This window comes from Bacteroides sp. OM05-10AA, assembly GCF_003439055.1.
In the GTDB taxonomy this organism is placed as follows: domain Bacteria; phylum Bacteroidota; class Bacteroidia; order Bacteroidales; family Bacteroidaceae; genus Bacteroides; species Bacteroides intestinigallinarum.
Window position 1 is genome coordinate 1 of the sequence record NZ_QSUR01000064.1, and the last position, 17,466, is coordinate 17,466.

15 protein-coding genes are annotated in these 17,466 nt (G+C 32.1%); all 15 read left to right on the forward strand.

What is annotated here, in order from left to right; genetic code table 11:
- A partial coding sequence (locus DXB58_RS26540; protein ID WP_122138784.1) for an SLBB domain-containing protein occupies positions 1 to 1,905 on the forward strand: 1,905 nt, incomplete at its 5' end.
- 12 nt (positions 1,906 to 1,917) lie between these two features.
- Positions 1,918 to 3,045: a chain-length determining protein gene (locus DXB58_RS26545; RefSeq protein ID WP_122138785.1), complete on the forward strand. Its 1,128-nt coding sequence runs from the start codon at positions 1,918 to 1,920 to the stop codon at positions 3,043 to 3,045.
- Positions 3,046 to 3,065: 20 nt separating this feature from the next.
- Positions 3,066 to 4,475 (forward strand): undecaprenyl-phosphate glucose phosphotransferase, encoded by a 1,410-nt coding sequence (locus tag DXB58_RS26550; protein WP_008025439.1) that lies wholly within the window; start codon positions 3,066 to 3,068, stop codon positions 4,473 to 4,475.
- A 104-nt stretch (positions 4,476 to 4,579) separates the two neighbouring features.
- Positions 4,580 to 5,305: a GNAT family N-acetyltransferase gene (locus DXB58_RS26555; RefSeq protein WP_122138786.1), complete on the forward strand. Its 726-nt coding sequence runs from the start codon at positions 4,580 to 4,582 to the stop codon at positions 5,303 to 5,305.
- Between the two features lie 184 nt (positions 5,306 to 5,489).
- Positions 5,490 to 6,608 (forward strand): dTDP-4-amino-4,6-dideoxygalactose transaminase, encoded by a 1,119-nt coding sequence (gene rffA / locus DXB58_RS26560; protein WP_008025434.1) that lies wholly within the window; start codon positions 5,490 to 5,492, stop codon positions 6,606 to 6,608.
- Positions 6,609 to 6,610: 2 nt separating this feature from the next.
- Complete coding sequence (locus DXB58_RS26565) at positions 6,611 to 7,846, forward strand: glycosyltransferase (RefSeq protein WP_122138787.1); 1,236 nt, start codon at positions 6,611 to 6,613, stop codon at positions 7,844 to 7,846.
- A gap of 13 nt (positions 7,847 to 7,859) precedes the next feature.
- Positions 7,860 to 9,209 (forward strand): lipopolysaccharide biosynthesis protein, encoded by a 1,350-nt coding sequence (locus DXB58_RS26570; protein ID WP_008025427.1) that lies wholly within the window; start codon positions 7,860 to 7,862, stop codon positions 9,207 to 9,209.
- Between the two features lie 184 nt (positions 9,210 to 9,393).
- Positions 9,394 to 10,338, forward strand: a complete 945-nt coding sequence (locus DXB58_RS26575; protein ID WP_158571591.1) for a capsular polysaccharide synthesis protein — start codon at positions 9,394 to 9,396, stop codon at positions 10,336 to 10,338.
- Between the two features lie 2 nt (positions 10,339 to 10,340).
- Positions 10,341 to 11,303 carry a glycosyltransferase family 2 protein gene (locus DXB58_RS26580; protein ID WP_122138789.1) on the forward strand — a complete coding sequence of 321 codons (963 nt, stop codon included), beginning with the start codon at positions 10,341 to 10,343 and terminating at the stop codon, positions 11,301 to 11,303.
- Entirely contained in the window at positions 11,278 to 12,114 is an 837-nt protein-coding gene (locus tag DXB58_RS26585) for a hypothetical protein (RefSeq protein WP_122138790.1), read from the forward strand. Before DXB58_RS26580 ends, DXB58_RS26585 begins: the two co-directional genes overlap by 26 nt.
- Positions 12,115 to 12,131: 17 nt before the next feature.
- On the forward strand, positions 12,132 to 13,376 hold the full coding sequence (locus tag DXB58_RS26590) for a hypothetical protein (protein WP_122138791.1): 1,245 nt from the start codon (positions 12,132 to 12,134) through the stop codon (positions 13,374 to 13,376).
- On the forward strand, positions 13,373 to 14,113 hold the full coding sequence (locus DXB58_RS26595; RefSeq protein WP_122138792.1) for a glycosyltransferase family 2 protein: 741 nt from the start codon (positions 13,373 to 13,375) through the stop codon (positions 14,111 to 14,113). The genes DXB58_RS26590 and DXB58_RS26595 overlap by 4 nt, the downstream gene beginning before the upstream one ends.
- Positions 14,110 to 15,315 carry a glycosyltransferase family 4 protein gene (locus tag DXB58_RS26600; RefSeq protein ID WP_122138793.1) on the forward strand — a complete coding sequence of 402 codons (1,206 nt, stop codon included), beginning with the start codon at positions 14,110 to 14,112 and terminating at the stop codon, positions 15,313 to 15,315. The genes DXB58_RS26595 and DXB58_RS26600 overlap by 4 nt, the downstream gene beginning before the upstream one ends.
- Positions 15,316 to 15,521: 206 nt before the next feature.
- Complete coding sequence (locus tag DXB58_RS26605; RefSeq protein WP_233527374.1) at positions 15,522 to 16,622, forward strand: glycosyltransferase; 1,101 nt, start codon at positions 15,522 to 15,524, stop codon at positions 16,620 to 16,622.
- A gap of 510 nt (positions 16,623 to 17,132) precedes the next feature.
- A complete protein-coding gene (locus DXB58_RS26610; RefSeq protein WP_004296628.1) occupies positions 17,133 to 17,366 on the forward strand; it encodes a DUF4248 domain-containing protein in 234 nt (77 codons plus the stop codon).
- The last annotated feature ends 100 nt before the right edge of the window (positions 17,367 to 17,466 follow it).

A 17,466-nucleotide genomic window follows, 5' to 3' on the forward strand; every position in this document is an offset into this window, starting at 1 on the left:
GGCACGATCAACATTCAGAAAATAGGTCCTGTCAACCTGAACGGACTGACTATTGCTGAAGCCAACGACTATCTCAAAAAGACATTAAACAAGATATATAATGGTCTTAATAATACGAATGATCCCACCTCTGACATCCGTCTGACTTTGGGCAGCATACGTACTATTCAGATCAATGTAATGGGTGAGGTTGTCCAACCGGGTACTTACTCCCTCTCTTCTTTTGCTACAGTCTTCCATGCACTTTACCGTGCGGGTGGAGTCAGTGACATAGGAAGCCTTCGCAATGTACAGCTGGTACGTAACGGCAAAAATATCGCCACGATCGACGTCTACCAATTTATCATGAAAGGAAACATTCAGGATGACATCCGGCTTCAGGAAGGCGATGTAGTAATAGTCCCTGCCTATGACGTATTGGTTAAGATCGACGGAAAAGTGAAACGTCCAATGCGTTTCGAAATGAAAAAGGATGAGAGTCTATCCACTCTTATCAGTTATGCCGGTGGCTTTGAAGCCGACGCCTACACCCGTTCCTTACGTGTCGTACGCCAGAACGGACAGGAATATGAAGTAAACACAGTCAAAGACCTTGACTATAGTGTCTATAAAATGCGAAACGGTGATGTTGTGACCGCTGAAGCCATCCTTAACCGCTTCATCAACAAGCTTGAAATCCGTGGAGCCGTTTATCGTCCCGGCATCTACCAGTTGAATGGAAAACTGAATACTGTCCGTGAACTGGTAAACGAAGCCCAAGGCCTGACCGGTGATGCTTTCTTGAACCGTGCCGTTCTTTACCGCCAGCGTGAGGACTTGACTACCGAAGTTGTTCCAGTAGACATTAAAGCTATCATGGACGGTACTTCCCAAAACATCATCCTGATGAAAAACGATATCCTTTATATTCCTAGTATTCATGACTTGGAAGACAGAGGCAACGTCGTAATCCACGGTGAAGTAGCCAAACCTGATTCTTATCCTTATGCGGATAACATGACCCTTGAAGACTTGATTATTCAGGCGGGTGGCTTGCGTGAAGCCGCTTCTGTAGTTCGTGTAGATGTATCCCGTAGAATTAAGAATCCTCGTAGTACAGTAGATAACGATACTATCGGTCAGATATATACATTCTCCCTAAAAGAAGGTTTTATTGTAGATGGAACTCCCGGCTTTGTCCTTCAACCTTACGATGAAGTTTATGTACGTCGTAGTCCGGGTTATCAGGCCCAACAGAATGTGGTTGTTGAAGGTGAAATACTGTTCGGAGGCTCTTATGCAATGACCAGTCGTGAAGAACGTCTTTCGGACTTAATCAATAAAGCTGGAGGTGCAACGAATTATGCCTACTTACGTGGTGCCAAATTGACTCGTGTGGCCAATGCAAGTGAAAAGAAACGTATGGGTGATGTGATCCGCTTGATGAGTCGACAGTTGGGTGAGGCTATGATGGACTCTTTGGGTGTTCGTGTGGAAGATACCTTTAGTGTTGGTATTGACTTGGAAAAGGCATTGGCTAATCCTGGAAGTACAGCAGATATTGTCTTGCGTGAAGGTGATGTGATTTCTATTCCGAAAAATAATAATACAGTAACGATCAATGGTGCCGTAATGGTTCCGAATACAGTTTCATATATAGAGGGTGAGAATATAGATTATTATCTGAATCAAGCCGGTGGTTATTCTGAAAATGCAAAGAAGAGTAAGAAATTTATAGTTTATATGAACGGCCAGGTAACTAAAGTGAAAGGTAGTGGTAAGAAACAGATCGAACCGGGATGTGAGATAATTGTGCCTAGTAAAGCTAAGAAAAAAACTAATATGGGTAATATTCTAGGTTACGCTACTACATTCAGCACTTTGGGAATGATGGTTGCTTCTATTGCTAATTTAATCAAGAAATAACGAATACTTCTTATGGCTATTCTGATAGAACAAACATCTGAAAAGGAAATGAAACAGGATATTTATTCGGATGAAGAGAACGAATTTGATCTGATGGATCTTCTTCGTAAGATAATAGGTATTCGTAAGAAGATCTATAAAGCAGCCGGCATTGGATTGGTGATTGGATTTATCATTGCGGTAAGTATTCCTAAAAAGTATACGGTTGAAGTCACTCTTTCTCCTGAAATGGGTAATAGTAAAGAAGGCGGTTTATCTGGTTTAGCTGCTTCTTTTTTAGGAAGTGGAGTTACTATGGCTGATGGCAGTGATGCATTGAATGCTTCTTTGTCACCGGATATTGTTTCTTCTACTCCTTTTTTATTGGAACTTTCTACAATGGAAATATTGGTATCGAAAAATGAAGTTATGACATTGGATACTTATCTGGATGAAGAAACATCTCCTTGGTGGAGTTATGTAATCGGGTTTCCTAATATGATAATAGGTGGAATAAAGTCACTGTTTGCTGAAGAAGATGAACCCGTATCTTCTGATAAAACAGGTCTGGGTACAATTGAACTTTCAAAGAAGGAATTAAAGAAAATTGAGACTTTGAAGAAAATGATAACTGCCTATGTAGACAAGAAAACTTCCATGACTTCCGTCACTGCAACTTTTCAGAATCCTAAAGTTGCTGCAGTTGTTGCCGATTCCGTAGTGAAAAAATTACAGGAATATATTATAGACTACCGTACTTTCAAGGCAAAAGAGGATTGTCTTTATTTAGAAAAGCTTTTTAAAGAACGGCGGCAGGAATATTATGCCACCCAGCAGAAATATGCCGATTATCTGGATTCCCATGATAATATCATTTTGCAGAGTGTTCGTGCCGAACAGGAGCGTTTGCAGAATGATGTGAGCCTTGCTTACCAAGTCTATAGCCAGGTTGCCAGTCAGCTTCAAATTGCTAGGGCCAAAGTTCAGGAAGAGAAGCCTATATTCGCCATAGTAGAGCCCGCAGTTGTACCATTAGAGCCTTCGGGAACCAGTAGAAAAATATATGTTTTGGCATTTGTCTTTCTTTCTGTTTGTATTGTTATATTTTGGAATTTATTCGGAAAAGACTTTCTGAATAAGTTTGAAGAAATTCGTGCTTAATATATCCATAAGTGAAGTCTATGGCGTCAACTAATCAGATAAATAAAGTTGTAGAGTCTATTGCAGTATTGGGAGATCTGATCATTCTGAATTTGTGTTTGTTTATACTTCTTTTTTTCTGGAAGAAGGTGTTTATATATTTACCTTTTTCCTGTACTGTCTCTTTTATGATGACCTCGTTAAGCCTCTGTTATCTGGCTTGTTCTAGATCTCGCGGAAGGGTTTGGGATAGTCGGGGAATCCGACCTGATCAGCTTGTATTGCGTGTGTTGAAGAATATTATAGCTTTTTCTATCTTTTGGGCATGTATCATGACTTTTAGTGGAATCTCTATATCTTCTCCTCTTTTTTTTGTTGCTTATTTTTCTTTTCTCTTTGTCATTTTAAGTATTTATCGTATTACTATCCGTCATTTCCTGATAATCTATTGTGCAAAGGGTAAGCATAGACGCTATGCTATTTTTATAGGTGGAAGTAATAATATGCAGATGCTGTATGAGGAGATGGAGAGTTCTTTAGCATCTTCCATTTATGAGGTTGTAGGTTATTTTGATATAAAACCGAATGATGCCCTTTCCTCTCAATGTTCTTATCTGGGTAATCCTGACAGTTTCTCAAATTTTATGTCCACACACCCAGGAATTAAGCATGTTTTTTGTTCTTTGTCAATGGAGGAGGGGCGTTATAATTTTTCTATCATGAATTATTGTGAGAATCACCTTCTTTATTTTCATGGTGTTCCTAATGTTTGCAAAGGTTTTCCTCGTCGTATCTGGCACAGTATGGTTGGCAATATGCCTATTTTGAATTTACGTTATGAACCTTTGGGTAAGATGGAGAACCGTATATTAAAACGGATATTTGATATTGTTTTCTCTAGTATTTTTCTAGTTACAATTTTTCCTATTGTTTATCTGATAGTAGGAAGTATCATAAAGTTAACTTCTCCCGGTCCTATACTTTTTAAACAAATGCGTACAGGTTTGAATGGTGTGGATTTTATATGTTACAAATTCCGTTCTATGAAAGTGAACGATGAGGCTGATAGAAAACAGGCTACGGCTGATGATCCCCGTAAAACCCGTTTTGGAGATTTTCTTCGTCGTTCTAATATAGATGAACTTCCTCAGTTTATCAATGTTTTTAAGGGTGAGATGTCAATAGTAGGTCCCCGTCCTCACATGCTGGCTCATACGGAGACTTATGCCCGTTTGATTGATAAATATATGGTACGGCACTTTATAAAACCTGGGGTGACAGGTTGGGCTCAAATACATGGTTTTCGTGGTGAAACGAAAGAACTCTCACAGATGGAGGAGCGTGTGAAGGCTGATATTTGGTATATGGAGCATTGGACAATATTGCTTGATATATATATCATTTATAAAACTATAGCAAATGCAGTTATGGGAGAAAAGAATGCGTATTAGGTATTTTATATGAGAGCTTTAAATTAGAAATAGATTAAATGTGACGTATTAGTTATATTGTGTTAGTCTTGAATATAGAATCGAAGATAGTTAGCTACTTAAATATGAATAATGAATTTAAAATATTGAATTGGGATTCTGAATTTTTTCACAAAAAAATAGCTTCTGTTATTTTAAGAAAAAGTGATGACAATTTTTTGAAACGGACTCTATTTGAATGTGAGGAGATAGGAGTTGAGCTTATCTATCTGTTTATTGAGGAAGGGGTGTCCATATCCTTCAGTTTGTTGAATGGTTATAATCATATTCTTGTTGATAATAAAGTCATTTATAAAACAAAATCTATAACTGATAATGATTTAGATTATCATATATCAGAATATAATGGACCTTCTGAATTATTATATAATTTAGCTATGCAAGCAGGAGCAAAATCTCGTTATCGTATAGATAAAAATTTTACTAAGGGAGATTTTGAGCGTTTATATAGAACTTGGATTAATAATTCTGTGAACCATACTATTGCTGATAAGGTATTAGTTTATAGGAAGCAAAATAAAATAATAGGATTTATTACACTGAAGATTGATAAAGAGGAGTCTAAGATAGGACTTATAGCTTCTGATCCTGAATATCGTAAGAAAGGGATTGGAACAGCATTGGTAAGAGCATGCAAATATTATGCGTATAATGCAAAGTCACAAAGTTTGTCTGTTGCTACTCAAAAAGAAAATGACAGAGCATGTTCTTTTTATATGAAAAATCAATTTGAAAAATTTATGGAAACGACAGTTATCCATGTATGGATAAATCCTGATAATTGTAAATAGGATTTCATAGTTAAAAGTTCTGTAACTTTTAACTATGAAATATATAGATTATTTTATAGCAACAAGATATATAAATAAGTTTTACTTACGTAGATAGTATTGTTTTATATTAGTAAAGCTTGCTTTTGTGTGATATTATAGAGATGATAAGAATAACTATTGTATTATTAAAGTAATAAGTATTATGATTCCATTTAACAAACCATTTCTTACTGGCAAAGAAGCTCATTATATATATAAGGCAGTTTATGCAGGCAAACTTTCAGGTAATGGTTTCTTTACAAAAAAATGTCAATCTTATTTTGAATTAAGATATGGATTTAAGAAATGTTTATTGACTACTTCTTGCACAGATGCGCTTGAAATGTGTGCAATTTTGTGTGGTGTTGAACCTGGGGATGAAGTTATAGTTCCCTCCTATACATTTGTATCATCAGCTTTGGCTTTTGTAAGGCAAGGAGCAAAAATTGTTTTTGCCGATAGTTATTCTGATAATCCCAATATTGATCCAGAACAACTAGAGTCATTAATAACTGATAAGACAAAAGTTATTGTACCAGTACATTACGCTGGGATTGCTTGTGATATGGATAAAATAATGAAGATTGCTAATTCTCATAATATTATTGTTGTTGAGGATGCTGCACAGGCTATTGACTCATATTATAAAGAACGTCCACTTGGAAGTATTGGACATATGGCAGCGTTTTCTTTTCATGAAACAAAAAATATTATTTCTGGTGAAGGAGGATTGTTAGCTATTAATGATGAGAATTTCATCCATAGGGCTGAAATTATATGGGAGAAGGGAACAAATCGAGCTGAATTTTTTCGAGGTGAAGTTAATAAATATGGTTGGGTAGATACTGGTAGTTCTTTTTTACCTTCTGAAATAATAGCAGCTTTTCTGTGGGCACAAATTGAACATCTCGACATGATTCAAAATAAGAGAAAAGAACTATGGAATGAATACTATAAATTGTTACAACCTTTAGCGGAACAAGGTTGTTTCTCATTGCCAAATATTCCAGACTTTGCAACTAATAATGCTCATATGTTTTATTTGGTTTGCCAGAATCTTAACGAAAGGGGAAAATTGATTAATAAGTTAAAAGAACATGATATTTTATCAGTTTTTCATTATTTGAGTTTACATAAAAGTCATTATTATATAGACAAACATGATGGCCGTGAATTAGTTAATAGTGATAAATTCTCTGATTGCTTAGTTCGTCTTCCTATGTTTTATGAGTTGACAAAAGAGGATATTGAAAGTATAGTTAACATAATTGCTAGTATTTAAATATGCCTCAAAATGTATTGGTTTTAAATTATGACGATTCAAGAGGAGGAGGAGTTGTATGGACTTCTGCAAAAGAACTTCAGGATATAGGATTTAATATATTTGAATTATCATTAATAAGAACTAGAATATCTACAAAAAACTTTTTTGTTGATGTAATACGTAAAAATACAATAAGTTATATACTATTCAAGTTAAAAGTTTATTTTTTTAATAGGTTGTTCTTGTTTATAAATAAAAAAAAGAACTATTGTTTTATGAGCAAGGGAAAGGCTTATGTGTCAGCTGATGATATTCTTCAAAAATGTCCATTTATTCCTGATTATATTTTAATAGGTTGGTATGATTATTTCCTATCTCCAAAAACGATTTTTGATTTATATTGTAAAACTGGCACTTCCATTATAATATCAATGATTGATGAGTTTGTAATTGCTGGAGGTTGTCATTATCCTTTCGAGTGTACTAATTATATGATCGGATGTATGGACTGCCCCTCGTTATCTTTGAATAAAAAGATTGCAGTGAGGACCTATAAAAACAAAATGCGATATTGGAGTAATATGCCTATGCATATTGTTGCTACTTCTTATGATTTAAATCGTGCAAAGTTAGTTCCTTATCTTAAGAATAAATCAATGCATAGATTGGTGGGGACGCCAACAATACCTTTTGTTTTGGAAAAAGAGAGTGCACGAAAAACTTTTAATATTAATATAACTGATTTTGCTATAATGGCTGCTGTGACAAATATTAGTGATAAAAGAAAGGGAGTGCTTGAATTAGTTGGGGCATTAAATTTGTTAGCTTGTAAAATAGATGAAAATAAAAGAATAACCCTTCTATTATTAGGGAATGGCAGTGATCTACCTTTTATTGATGACAGGATTAATGTTATTTTAACTGGGTATTTAGATAAGAAGGGATTATATTCTGCTTATTATGCTTGTGATATTTTTGCATCTCCTTCTCTTGATGATTCAGGTCCTTATACTGTTAATTATTCAATTGCGTGTGGAAGACCCGTCGTTTCTTTTCCAATCGGTGTAGCACTAGATCTAGTCATTCCTCAAAAAACGGGGTACTTGGCAAAATATAAAAATATTCAAGATATGGCTGATGGATTTTATGAATTCTATCGAATGGATAAAAAACAACTGTTGTTATATCAGGACAATTGTTTGAGTCTTATTGATAAATTTAGAGGCGAACATTGGTATAGTTTTATGCTTAAATAGATAAGAAACTCTAATGAGGATAAATTTAAAAGATATTTTGAATAAGGGATCTGAAAGGTCTATAGTAGTTAAAAGGAATATAGCTGGTTCAGTCGTTATAAAAGGAGTAAATATTTTGATATCTTTATTGTTGATACCATTAACGATAGGTTATATAAATAATGAAATTTATGGAATATGGTTAACTCTTGCAACAATAATCAATTGGATTAGTTTTTTTGATATTGGATTAGGAAATGGATTGAGAAATAAAGTGACGGAATGTTTGGCACATGCCAATAGAAATAAAGCTAGACAATATGTCAGTACAACCTATCTGTATATGTTGGTGATTTTTTTCTTATTATCTTTGATATTATATTATGTTATTCCATTTGTACCTTGGGATTCTTTATTGAATATTAGTGGTGATATGAAATCTGAAATTGTCACAACTATGAGGATTGTTAGTATCGGTTTTTGTTTGACGATGGTATTAAAGGTTCAATCTAATGTATTGTTAGCACTCCAATTTAACGCAATTTCTTCATTAATAGATACATTGGGACAACTATTGGTATTGATATTAACTTTCTTTCTTACTATCACTACAGCTCCTTCATTAATAAATCTAGCGATTGTTGTGAGTTGTTCTCCAATAGTTATATATATACTTGCATATCTTTGGGTTTTTTATTTGAAATTTCCATATTTAAAACCGAGTTTTAAATGTTTTAGCAATAAATGTATAAAAGATATTCTTGGATTAGGATTAAAATTTTTTATTATACAGATTAATGCAATTATATATTATCAAACTATTAATATTATTATTTCTAATGTTTCAAGTCCGTCGTATGTGACAGAATATAATGTAATATATAAATATTTTAGTTGTGCATTAATGCTTTCTGGAATAGTGTTAGCTCCATTGTGGTCTGCTTATACTGATGCTTACTCAAGAAAAGACTTTTTGTGGATGAAGAATGTGTATGATAAACTGAAACTTATGTTTTATATATCTACATTATTAATAATTATTATGGTATTAGTGCATCCGATTATTTTTAGTTTTTGGTTAGGTGATAAAGTTGCAATACATTTATCAATGATTATTGTTATAGCAATTTATGTAGTAATAGGGTTATGGGGAAGTATCCATACTACTATTCAAAATGGAACAGGTAAAGTATATTTGCAATTGATTTTTTCTTCCGTTGGTGCTATTGTATATATTCCACTTGCTTTATTCTTTGGACGAAATTTTGGTGCAGAAGGAGTAATTATATATTTAACATTACCTTCTTTGCTATGGGCAATGGTACAATATATACAAGTAAATAAAATAATTAAAAATACTGCTTTGGGTGTATGGGATAAGTAGTACTGAAGGATTTACGTGTTTTCAATTTGAAGACTATTGTTATTGGGGAGACTATGTGATTTTATGTGATTTTTATTGATCGCTAATTAGGGATAATTTTTTTTATGCTACTGTTGAAATATTTATAGTTGAGTGTGCGTACTACTATTTATAGATGGTTTATAGGAAAATAATATGGGATATTATGAAATTAGACTCTATTGTTGTATATTATAAGAGTATTTGGTATTTGATGAAATACTTTAACTTCTCTACTGTTATAAGACTTCGAATTTGCCCTTTACTGAAAACTCTTTTTCGGAGGGGGGGGTATACCAATTTATCACATGAGGCTGTTGTTCTGTATGTTAGAAAAATAATAGCTTCTGTTGTTGAAGAATATAGAACTAAGCCAAACAATTTAGATGTAATAAAGGCGAGTGATAACATTTGGGTTTGTTGGTGGCAAGGTAAGGATGATATGCCTCCTTTAGTGAGTCAATGTTATAAATTATTGTTGTCTAAAACAAATGGGCATCCTTTGATTTTGATTACAAAGTATAATTATAACGAGTTTGTTTCTTTACCAGATTTTATTATAGATTTAGTGAATGGTGGTAAAATGTCTATAACACATTTAAGTGATATATTAAGGATCGCTCTTTTAAAAACACATGGAGGGTTATGGCTTGATGCCACATATTGGGTTACTCAACCTATTAACATAAATGATCTTGTTTTTTATTCTCCTAAAAATATGATTTCTAACGAGGCTTATATTAGTAATAATAGGTGGGCGGTGAATTGTTTAGGAGGAGCTAAGAGTAATAAATTATTTTGTTTTGTTTATGATGCTTTTATGTGTTATTGGAAAGAAAATAATGCTTTGATAGATTATTTTTTAATTGATTATTTATTTTTTATTGCATATGAAAATTTTACTGATGTAAGGGAAATGATTGATGCAACTCCTTATACATGCCCGGATCTAATATCATTGGATTTGAATGCTGTGTATAATCCCCAAAAATTGTGTGATATCTTGGAAAGGAATCTGTTTTTAAAGTTAAATTGGAAACAAATATTTAGAGAGTATAATTCTTTAAATGAGCTAACAAATTATGGTTTCTTTATGAGCCAAAAGGGATAAGCATGGATAAATCAGGTTTGATCAGTGTAATAATTCCTGTTTATAATGCTGAAGGGTATCTGTATGATTGCATAGATTCGGTACTTAGGCAGACTTATAAAAATATTGAAATTATTTTGGTAGATGATGGTTCTACAGATAAAAGTCCAGTAATAGCTAAGCGGTTTGTGGAGATTGATAAACGAGTTCACTATGTGTATAAGGAGAATGGAGGGGTATCTTCATCTAGAAATTTTGGAATTTCTATTGCAAGAGGAGCTTATTTAGCTTTTGTTGATGCTGATGATACAATAAAGCCAGTGATGTTAGAACGTATGTATTCACTTTTGGTGAAGTATGATTGTGATATGTGTATTTGCAGTCGTCAAGTGGTTAGCGATTGGTATGAAGATAAGTGGATTGATAAGGCTATTTCTATTTTTGAAAATGGAATAATTGACTTTTCAAAACTATCAAATTTGTATGATGTTAATGTATCGTGGAATAAATTATATAAAAGGAATTTGTTTGATGATATTAAATTTCCGGAAGCTATTTGCTTTGGTGAAGATTTGTATATAATGCCGAGTTTATTTGACAGATGTAGTAAAATTGTTTACACATCAGAGAGGCTTTATAATTATAGCTTAAGAAATAATAATTCATCATTTAGATTAAATATAGATGATAATTACATTGTTGGGGATTTGGAAGCTCATCTTCATTTATATCAATATTGTATAGAAAAAAAAATTGATATATCCTTATTAATACCTGCTTTGTTAAATGTGTTTTTACAATGTTATTGTTATGGCTCAAAAAATGTGAAAAATAAATATTTGTTAGTTTTCAAGAGTATTTATAAAAAAGATTATCGTGTTTATAGAGATAAAAAATGTAAGTTTTTCTATATATCTCCGATGCTGTATAGGTTTGTGTCTATAATAAAAAACAGAATTTATGATATATGTAGTAAATTTTGCTAATGAAAAGTATAGGAAAGCGCAGTATTTGAATACGTGGTCCGCTTATAAATTTGGAAAAGTAGATAAGGTTCTTGAATATTCTCCGAGTGATATAGATTATACTTTTTATACAGATCATAAGAGAATTCTTTCTTTTGATCGTGGATGCGGTTTATGGTTATGGAAACCTTATTTTATATTGAAAGCATTGAAACAAATAGATGAAGGAGATTATTTGTTTTATTGTGATTCAGCTTCTATATTTATACGGGATATACGAAATATCCTTACTGTAATGAAAGGTGATATTTGGGTATCAGAAATTCCTTTATTAGAAAAACAGTTTACAAAGGAATCTACTTTTGTTGCTATGCAATGTGAAAATGATATATATAGGAATTCATATCAAATTCAAGCAACTTTTTTTTGTGTACGTAAAAGTAGGAGATCAATGGAATTTGTTTCAAAATGGTTAGAGTATGCTTGTGATTTTGAATTAATATCTCCTAGCAATTGTAATGAAACTAAAAATTGTAGAGAATTTATTTCTCATAGAGAAGATCAGTCAATATTAAGTTTGCTTTCAAAGAAGGAGGGGATTCTTCCTCATTTGGATCCGTCTCAATTTGGAAGAGTGCCAGAGTTGTATTTTAGTGACAAAAGTTTTATTAAACCTATGGGCTTTAAGAATGTAACGGAGTATAAGGTTTGTTTTATTTTGCATAGACAATATGTATTTAGGATCAAGTCAATACTACTTTATACTATTCAAACTTTTTTCTCTAGATCTTTTATTATTGCTCTTTTTCGAATGTTTAGGAAAATAGTGTGAATGAATAAACTAATTGTATGAGAATGAAACGGAATTTTATTTTGTCTGCTATTATAGGATTGCTTACGATTGAGGCTTTTCCGGTGGATGATGTTAATACGCTTTCTTCTGTTCCTCTTTATATGTTTCTTTCTTTTATAACATTAGTTACTTTATTCTATTATTATAAATGTAAATATAGAAAAAATGTTAAGCATATATTTGGGAATGATTATATTTTAAAATTATATTTTTTTTGGGTAGCCATTTGTTGTATTAGGGGACTATGTATTGCGGATAATTATTGGGAATATAAAGCTCTTTTTATGTATTCAATGTCTTTGTTAATACCAACTTTTATGTTGGTATTCTATAATCCGCAAATAAATAGAGATATTTTAAATTTCTGGTTTAAGGTTATTTTTATTTGCTTTATTGTATACACGTTATTTATATATAACAATAATGTCTATAGCTTTATATTAGGTCCTGTTTTTTTTATTGGGTGTTTCCTTCCTTTGATTCCGACTAAGTGGAGATTGATAATATTAGTGTTGTTGGTGTTGATGGTTTTTATTGATTTTACTGCAAGAAGTCAGACTATAAAAGCTGTTGTTACACTATTATTTTGTACAGGGTGCTTCTTCAAGAAAATTTTGTCTAATAGAGTTTTATTGTTGCTGCATCATATGATGTATATTATTCCTTTTATTTTATTATTGTTAGGGATGTCGGGTGTTTTTAATGTTTTTCGGGTTGATGAATATTTGAATGATAAGGGGACTGTAGATGGAGAGTATATTAAGGATACAAGAACATTTTTATATATTGAGATAATAGATTCTGCATTAAAAAATGATTATGTTCTTTGGGGGAGAACTCCAGCTCGTGGAAATGACTCGAATTTTTTTGATTTTGAGATGGCTAGTAAACAGAAGAGAGAACGGTTTCAGAATGAATTTGTTCATCCTAATATTTTTACTTGGACTGGATTAATTGGTGTTTTTTTATATAGTTTGCTTTATTTCAGAGCGTCATATAGAGGTGTGACTAATTCAAATAATTGGTATGTAAGATTATTAGCTTTATATGTTTCCTTTAGATGGATGTTTGGGTGGATTGAGGATATTAATAACGTAGACATAAATAATGCATCATTATGGATGACGATTGCTATATGCTATTCTCCGTTTTTTCGAAGTATGACAGATAATGAATTTGAAATATGGATTAGGAGCATTTTTGTTAAAGAGAAAAAGCTCAAAACTATGAATTCAATATGAAATATAAAATATCAATAATAATTGCTACATATAATGCAGACAAATATATTCAAAGAGCAATTACAAGTGTTTTAAATCAATGTTTAGAGAATTATGAATGTATAGTTGTTGATGGTATGTCAACTGATAAAACATTAAGCATAATAGAATCATATATCCAGGAAAATAGTCATATAAGATTGATTTCAGAGAAAGATAATGGGATTTTTGACGCATATAATAAAGGATGGAAAGCGGCAAAGGGAGAATGGATTTATTATTTAGGTGCTGATGATGTTCTATTGAGTAATGGTTTGAATGAACTGTTGGAGGAAGCTAATGGTTATGACATTATATATGGTAATCATATAGATCAACTAGAAAAAAAACAGTACCATCCGAAATCAAAATCTTATAGAATAGTTAAGCATTTAATGTTTTGTTGTCACCAAGCTCTTATTATAAAGCGAGATGTTATTAAATCTTTAGGTGGTTTTAATATTAATTACTTATTATGTGCAGATTTTGATTTGATCCAAAGAGCGTATTTGTCAGGCTATAAGTTCAAACAAATATCTTGTGATGTTTGTGTGTTTTCATTAGCTGGTGTTAGTAATAAAAGTTTGTATGGGACAGATAAAGAAGTACGAAGAATATCAATAAATAATGGGTGTTATAAATATATTTCGTTGGTTCAGATGTATTATCTTATCCGAAAAACAGTGAAATATTTATTGTTGAAATTTCATATAATATGACTAAAACTGTTGTTATAGTTTGTGATGGTGCCAATATAAATGGTGGAGCCAATAGAGTTGCAATTGAAACTGCAATTGGTTTAAAGAAAGCTGATTGGAATGTGGTTTTGTTTGCAGGTTCTGGTCCAATTGAAAGAGAATTGATAAATATAGGAGTAAAAATAGTCTGTTTAGACCAGATAGATATATTGTCGGATAAATGTAGAACTAGAGCCATAATACAAGGACTTTGGAATTATAAAGCATATATTTCCCTTTATGAATTATTGATTGGATTAAGATCAGATGAGGTTTTTGTTCATATTCATACTTGGTGTAAAGTATTATCCCCTTCTATTTTCGCTGCAATTCGTAGATATAAAAGATGTAAACTATTTGTTACATTACATGACTATTTTATTATTTGTCCTAATGGTGGATTATTCAATTATAGGACTAGCAAACAGTGTGGATTGTTTCCAATGTCTTGTCAGTGTTTAACTTGTAATTGTGATTCTCGGAATTATTTTCATAAAATTTGGAGGTTTACAAGAAGTATTATTCAAAAAAAAATTATATCGGGGATAGAAGATATAGCATTTATTACTATCTCAAGCTACAGTAATAAGTTGTTGAATCCATATTTAAAAAAAAGAAATTTTTTTTTGCTGAAAAATCCGGTAAATCAGTTGAATAATGTAATCGCTAATATATCCAATAATGATTGTTATATATATATAGGAAGGCTTGATAAGGATAAGGGGGTGGAATTGTTTTGTGAAGCGATTTCTCTACTAGGTTTGAAAGGTATAGTTATAGGCGATGGAAGCATGATGGATGAGCTGAAAGAAAAATTTCCTTTAATTAAATTTACTGGATGGTTAGTTGGAAAAGAAAAAGAAGAATATATTCTTAGAGCTAAATGTTTGATTGTTACATCTCTTTGGCATGAGACTTTTGGACTTGTTGTTGCTGAAATGAAAATGTATGGAATTCCTTCTATAGTTCCTATACAACATGCAGCATCAGAACAAATTGCTAATAATAAAGATGGTTTGGTATATGAATCTGGAAATTTGAATGCACTTAAAGATACAATTTTATTATTTGAAAGCTTGGATTTAAATGAGATACAGAAATATATACTAACTCATTTTGACCCAATGAGTTATTCTTTATCATTGTACTGTGCCAAACTAATAGATATTTATATGAGATTATAGGGAATATCATCTTATATGTTTTAAGTCCATGTGAATGAATATCAGTTAGATAAGTGCTTAAATCCCAGCGAACTTTCTACTAAGGGGGAGAGGGTTTAAGTATCTCAAGGAGATGGCTATTATTCTGCTTTATGATAAAAAAGATGATAAAATGAGATAGTGATTTTTGATTGAGAGTTAGGTTTGGGAATATATTTATAAATAATATGAAAAAAATAATGCATATAGGGCAATTAGTAGGTGGGTTGGACATATATATACGGAATTCGCTAACATATATGCCTCAAGGCTCCTTGAAGTTTATTATTGTACATGGAAAATGTGATAATAATGAACCGATAAGGAGAGGAGATGAATTGCTGAAGGAATATTCTGTTAATCTTTATCGTCCATTAAGTTTATGGAATGATTTAATATGTTTAATCAAGATCATTAAGATTATTCGTAATGACAAACCTGATGTAATTCATTGTCATAGTGCTAAAGGAGGTTTTATAGGTCGGTTAGCGGGGTTTGTTACTAGAACTAAAACTGTATATACCCCTCATGCATTTTCTTTTTTATGCTCACCCTCACCTTTAAAAAAACAGTTTTATTTGATACTTGAACGGCTTTCTCGATTTAACTCATATTTATTGGCTTGTTCGGAAAGTGAACGCAAAATGGGTATAGAAATAGTCCATTACAAAGAAAGTAAAGCTTTGGTTTGGAGAAATGCGGTACCTGATGCTTCTAACTGGCATAGTGATGTGAAAATAAAAGACGAGCGTTTTATTTGTTATATAGGTCGTCCTTGTTATCAAAAGAATCCCTTTTTTTTATTAGATGTGATAAGAGAAGTGATAATGAGTGATGCTGACTTAAAATTTTATTGGCTTGGAGTAGGATACCACTCTCCAGATCTTGCAGAATTAAAACGGAAAATAGAAGAATGGAATTTAGATAAAAATATTGTATTGTTACCTTGGTTATCTCATAAGATGTGTTTGGAGTATGTTAGAAAATCTTTGTTTTATCTTTCTGTTTCATTATATGAGGGACTTCCGCTTTCTATTATTGAAGCGATGTCATTGGGAAAGGCTGTGATTGCATCAGATGTTGTAGGTAATAGGGATTGCGTTTGTCATAATGTTAATGGTTTTTTATTACCATTTGATAAAAATATTTTTGCAGAAAAGATAAAAGAATTGATCGTGAATGAAGAGCGTAGGAGTCTTTTTGGGGAAAAATCAAGAGATTTGTATTTGTCTAAATTTCAAATAAAGAATCAAGTGTTGGAATTGCAAAAGATATATGAAGCAGATTAGATTTATGGGATAAATAGGATAGATAAGCTTTTGTTATTTGGGAGGTATTAGGGAAACTTTATATGAAATCTAAAATCTACGCATTGTTTAAAAGGTTTTGTTTTGTGGTTGGAAAAGATAGTGAAGACTATTATAGTGATTGATCATTTATATAATCTTCGATAATTATGTTGTGAATATTATAAGAAATGGTATAAAATAAAATGTTGAGATGTAATAAACACGTGAGTGTTTCGTATGTGAGATGAAAAAAATGTAGGTCCCTAGCTTCATGCTGTAAAGGCATGATTCTCCTACATTGTGGATTGGAAATCGTACGACGGTACATTTCTGATCTACGCCCTGACATCGGAGGTTAAAGCCGATGTGAATTTCCCACTATATCAACTGTCTGTGAAGATCGTTGATATTTTTTTACTCTCATTATACTGGATAATAATATCAGTTTTCTTTGTTTATATGTTGAAATTTTTGTAACTTTATAGCATATAAAACAGTAATAAAGAAACAATGGAACATTCAGACTTTGTAGTGAAATGTTATAATAAACAAGAGTTGGCCCAGATGTATTTTCCTGATTTGACGATTCGTGCTTCAGTCAATAAGCTCCGGAGGTGGATGCGGAGATGCAAGCCGCTGATGAATGAGATACTATCTACTGACTTTCATCCGAAGACAAAGGCATTTTCTGTGAGAGAAGTGCGGCTTATTACTTATTACTTGGGAAAGCCGGGAGAACTATAAATGATATAAACATAAAAAACTACGGGAGACTGCACTTTCGTGAGCTCCCGTAGTTCTTTGTACGCTCGGCATGAGCATTATCTAACGGGTGTAAGTCCCG

Bases quoted from the DNA above. Each gene is read 5' to 3' on its own strand.
- DXB58_RS26545 (WP_122138785.1), top strand. From the start codon at position 1,918: ATGGCTATTCTGATAGAACAAACATCTGAAAAGGAAATGAAACAGGAT.
- DXB58_RS26550 (WP_008025439.1), top strand. From the start codon at position 3,066: ATGGCGTCAACTAATCAGATAAATAAAGTTGTAGAGTCTATTGCAGTA.
- DXB58_RS26555 (WP_122138786.1), top strand. From the start codon at position 4,580: ATGAATAATGAATTTAAAATATTGAATTGGGATTCTGAATTTTTTCAC.
- rffA (WP_008025434.1), top strand. From the start codon at position 5,490: ATGATTCCATTTAACAAACCATTTCTTACTGGCAAAGAAGCTCATTAT.
- DXB58_RS26565 (WP_122138787.1), top strand. From the start codon at position 6,611: ATGCCTCAAAATGTATTGGTTTTAAATTATGACGATTCAAGAGGAGGA.
- DXB58_RS26570 (WP_008025427.1), top strand. From the start codon at position 7,860: ATGAGGATAAATTTAAAAGATATTTTGAATAAGGGATCTGAAAGGTCT.
- DXB58_RS26575 (WP_158571591.1), top strand. From the start codon at position 9,394: ATGAAATTAGACTCTATTGTTGTATATTATAAGAGTATTTGGTATTTG.
- DXB58_RS26580 (WP_122138789.1), top strand. From the start codon at position 10,341: ATGGATAAATCAGGTTTGATCAGTGTAATAATTCCTGTTTATAATGCT.
- DXB58_RS26585 (WP_122138790.1), top strand. From the start codon at position 11,278: ATGATATATGTAGTAAATTTTGCTAATGAAAAGTATAGGAAAGCGCAG.
- DXB58_RS26590 (WP_122138791.1), top strand. From the start codon at position 12,132: ATGAGAATGAAACGGAATTTTATTTTGTCTGCTATTATAGGATTGCTT.
- DXB58_RS26595 (WP_122138792.1), top strand. From the start codon at position 13,373: ATGAAATATAAAATATCAATAATAATTGCTACATATAATGCAGACAAA.
- DXB58_RS26600 (WP_122138793.1), top strand. From the start codon at position 14,110: ATGACTAAAACTGTTGTTATAGTTTGTGATGGTGCCAATATAAATGGT.
- DXB58_RS26605 (WP_233527374.1), top strand. From the start codon at position 15,522: ATGAAAAAAATAATGCATATAGGGCAATTAGTAGGTGGGTTGGACATA.
- DXB58_RS26610 (WP_004296628.1), top strand. From the start codon at position 17,133: ATGGAACATTCAGACTTTGTAGTGAAATGTTATAATAAACAAGAGTTG.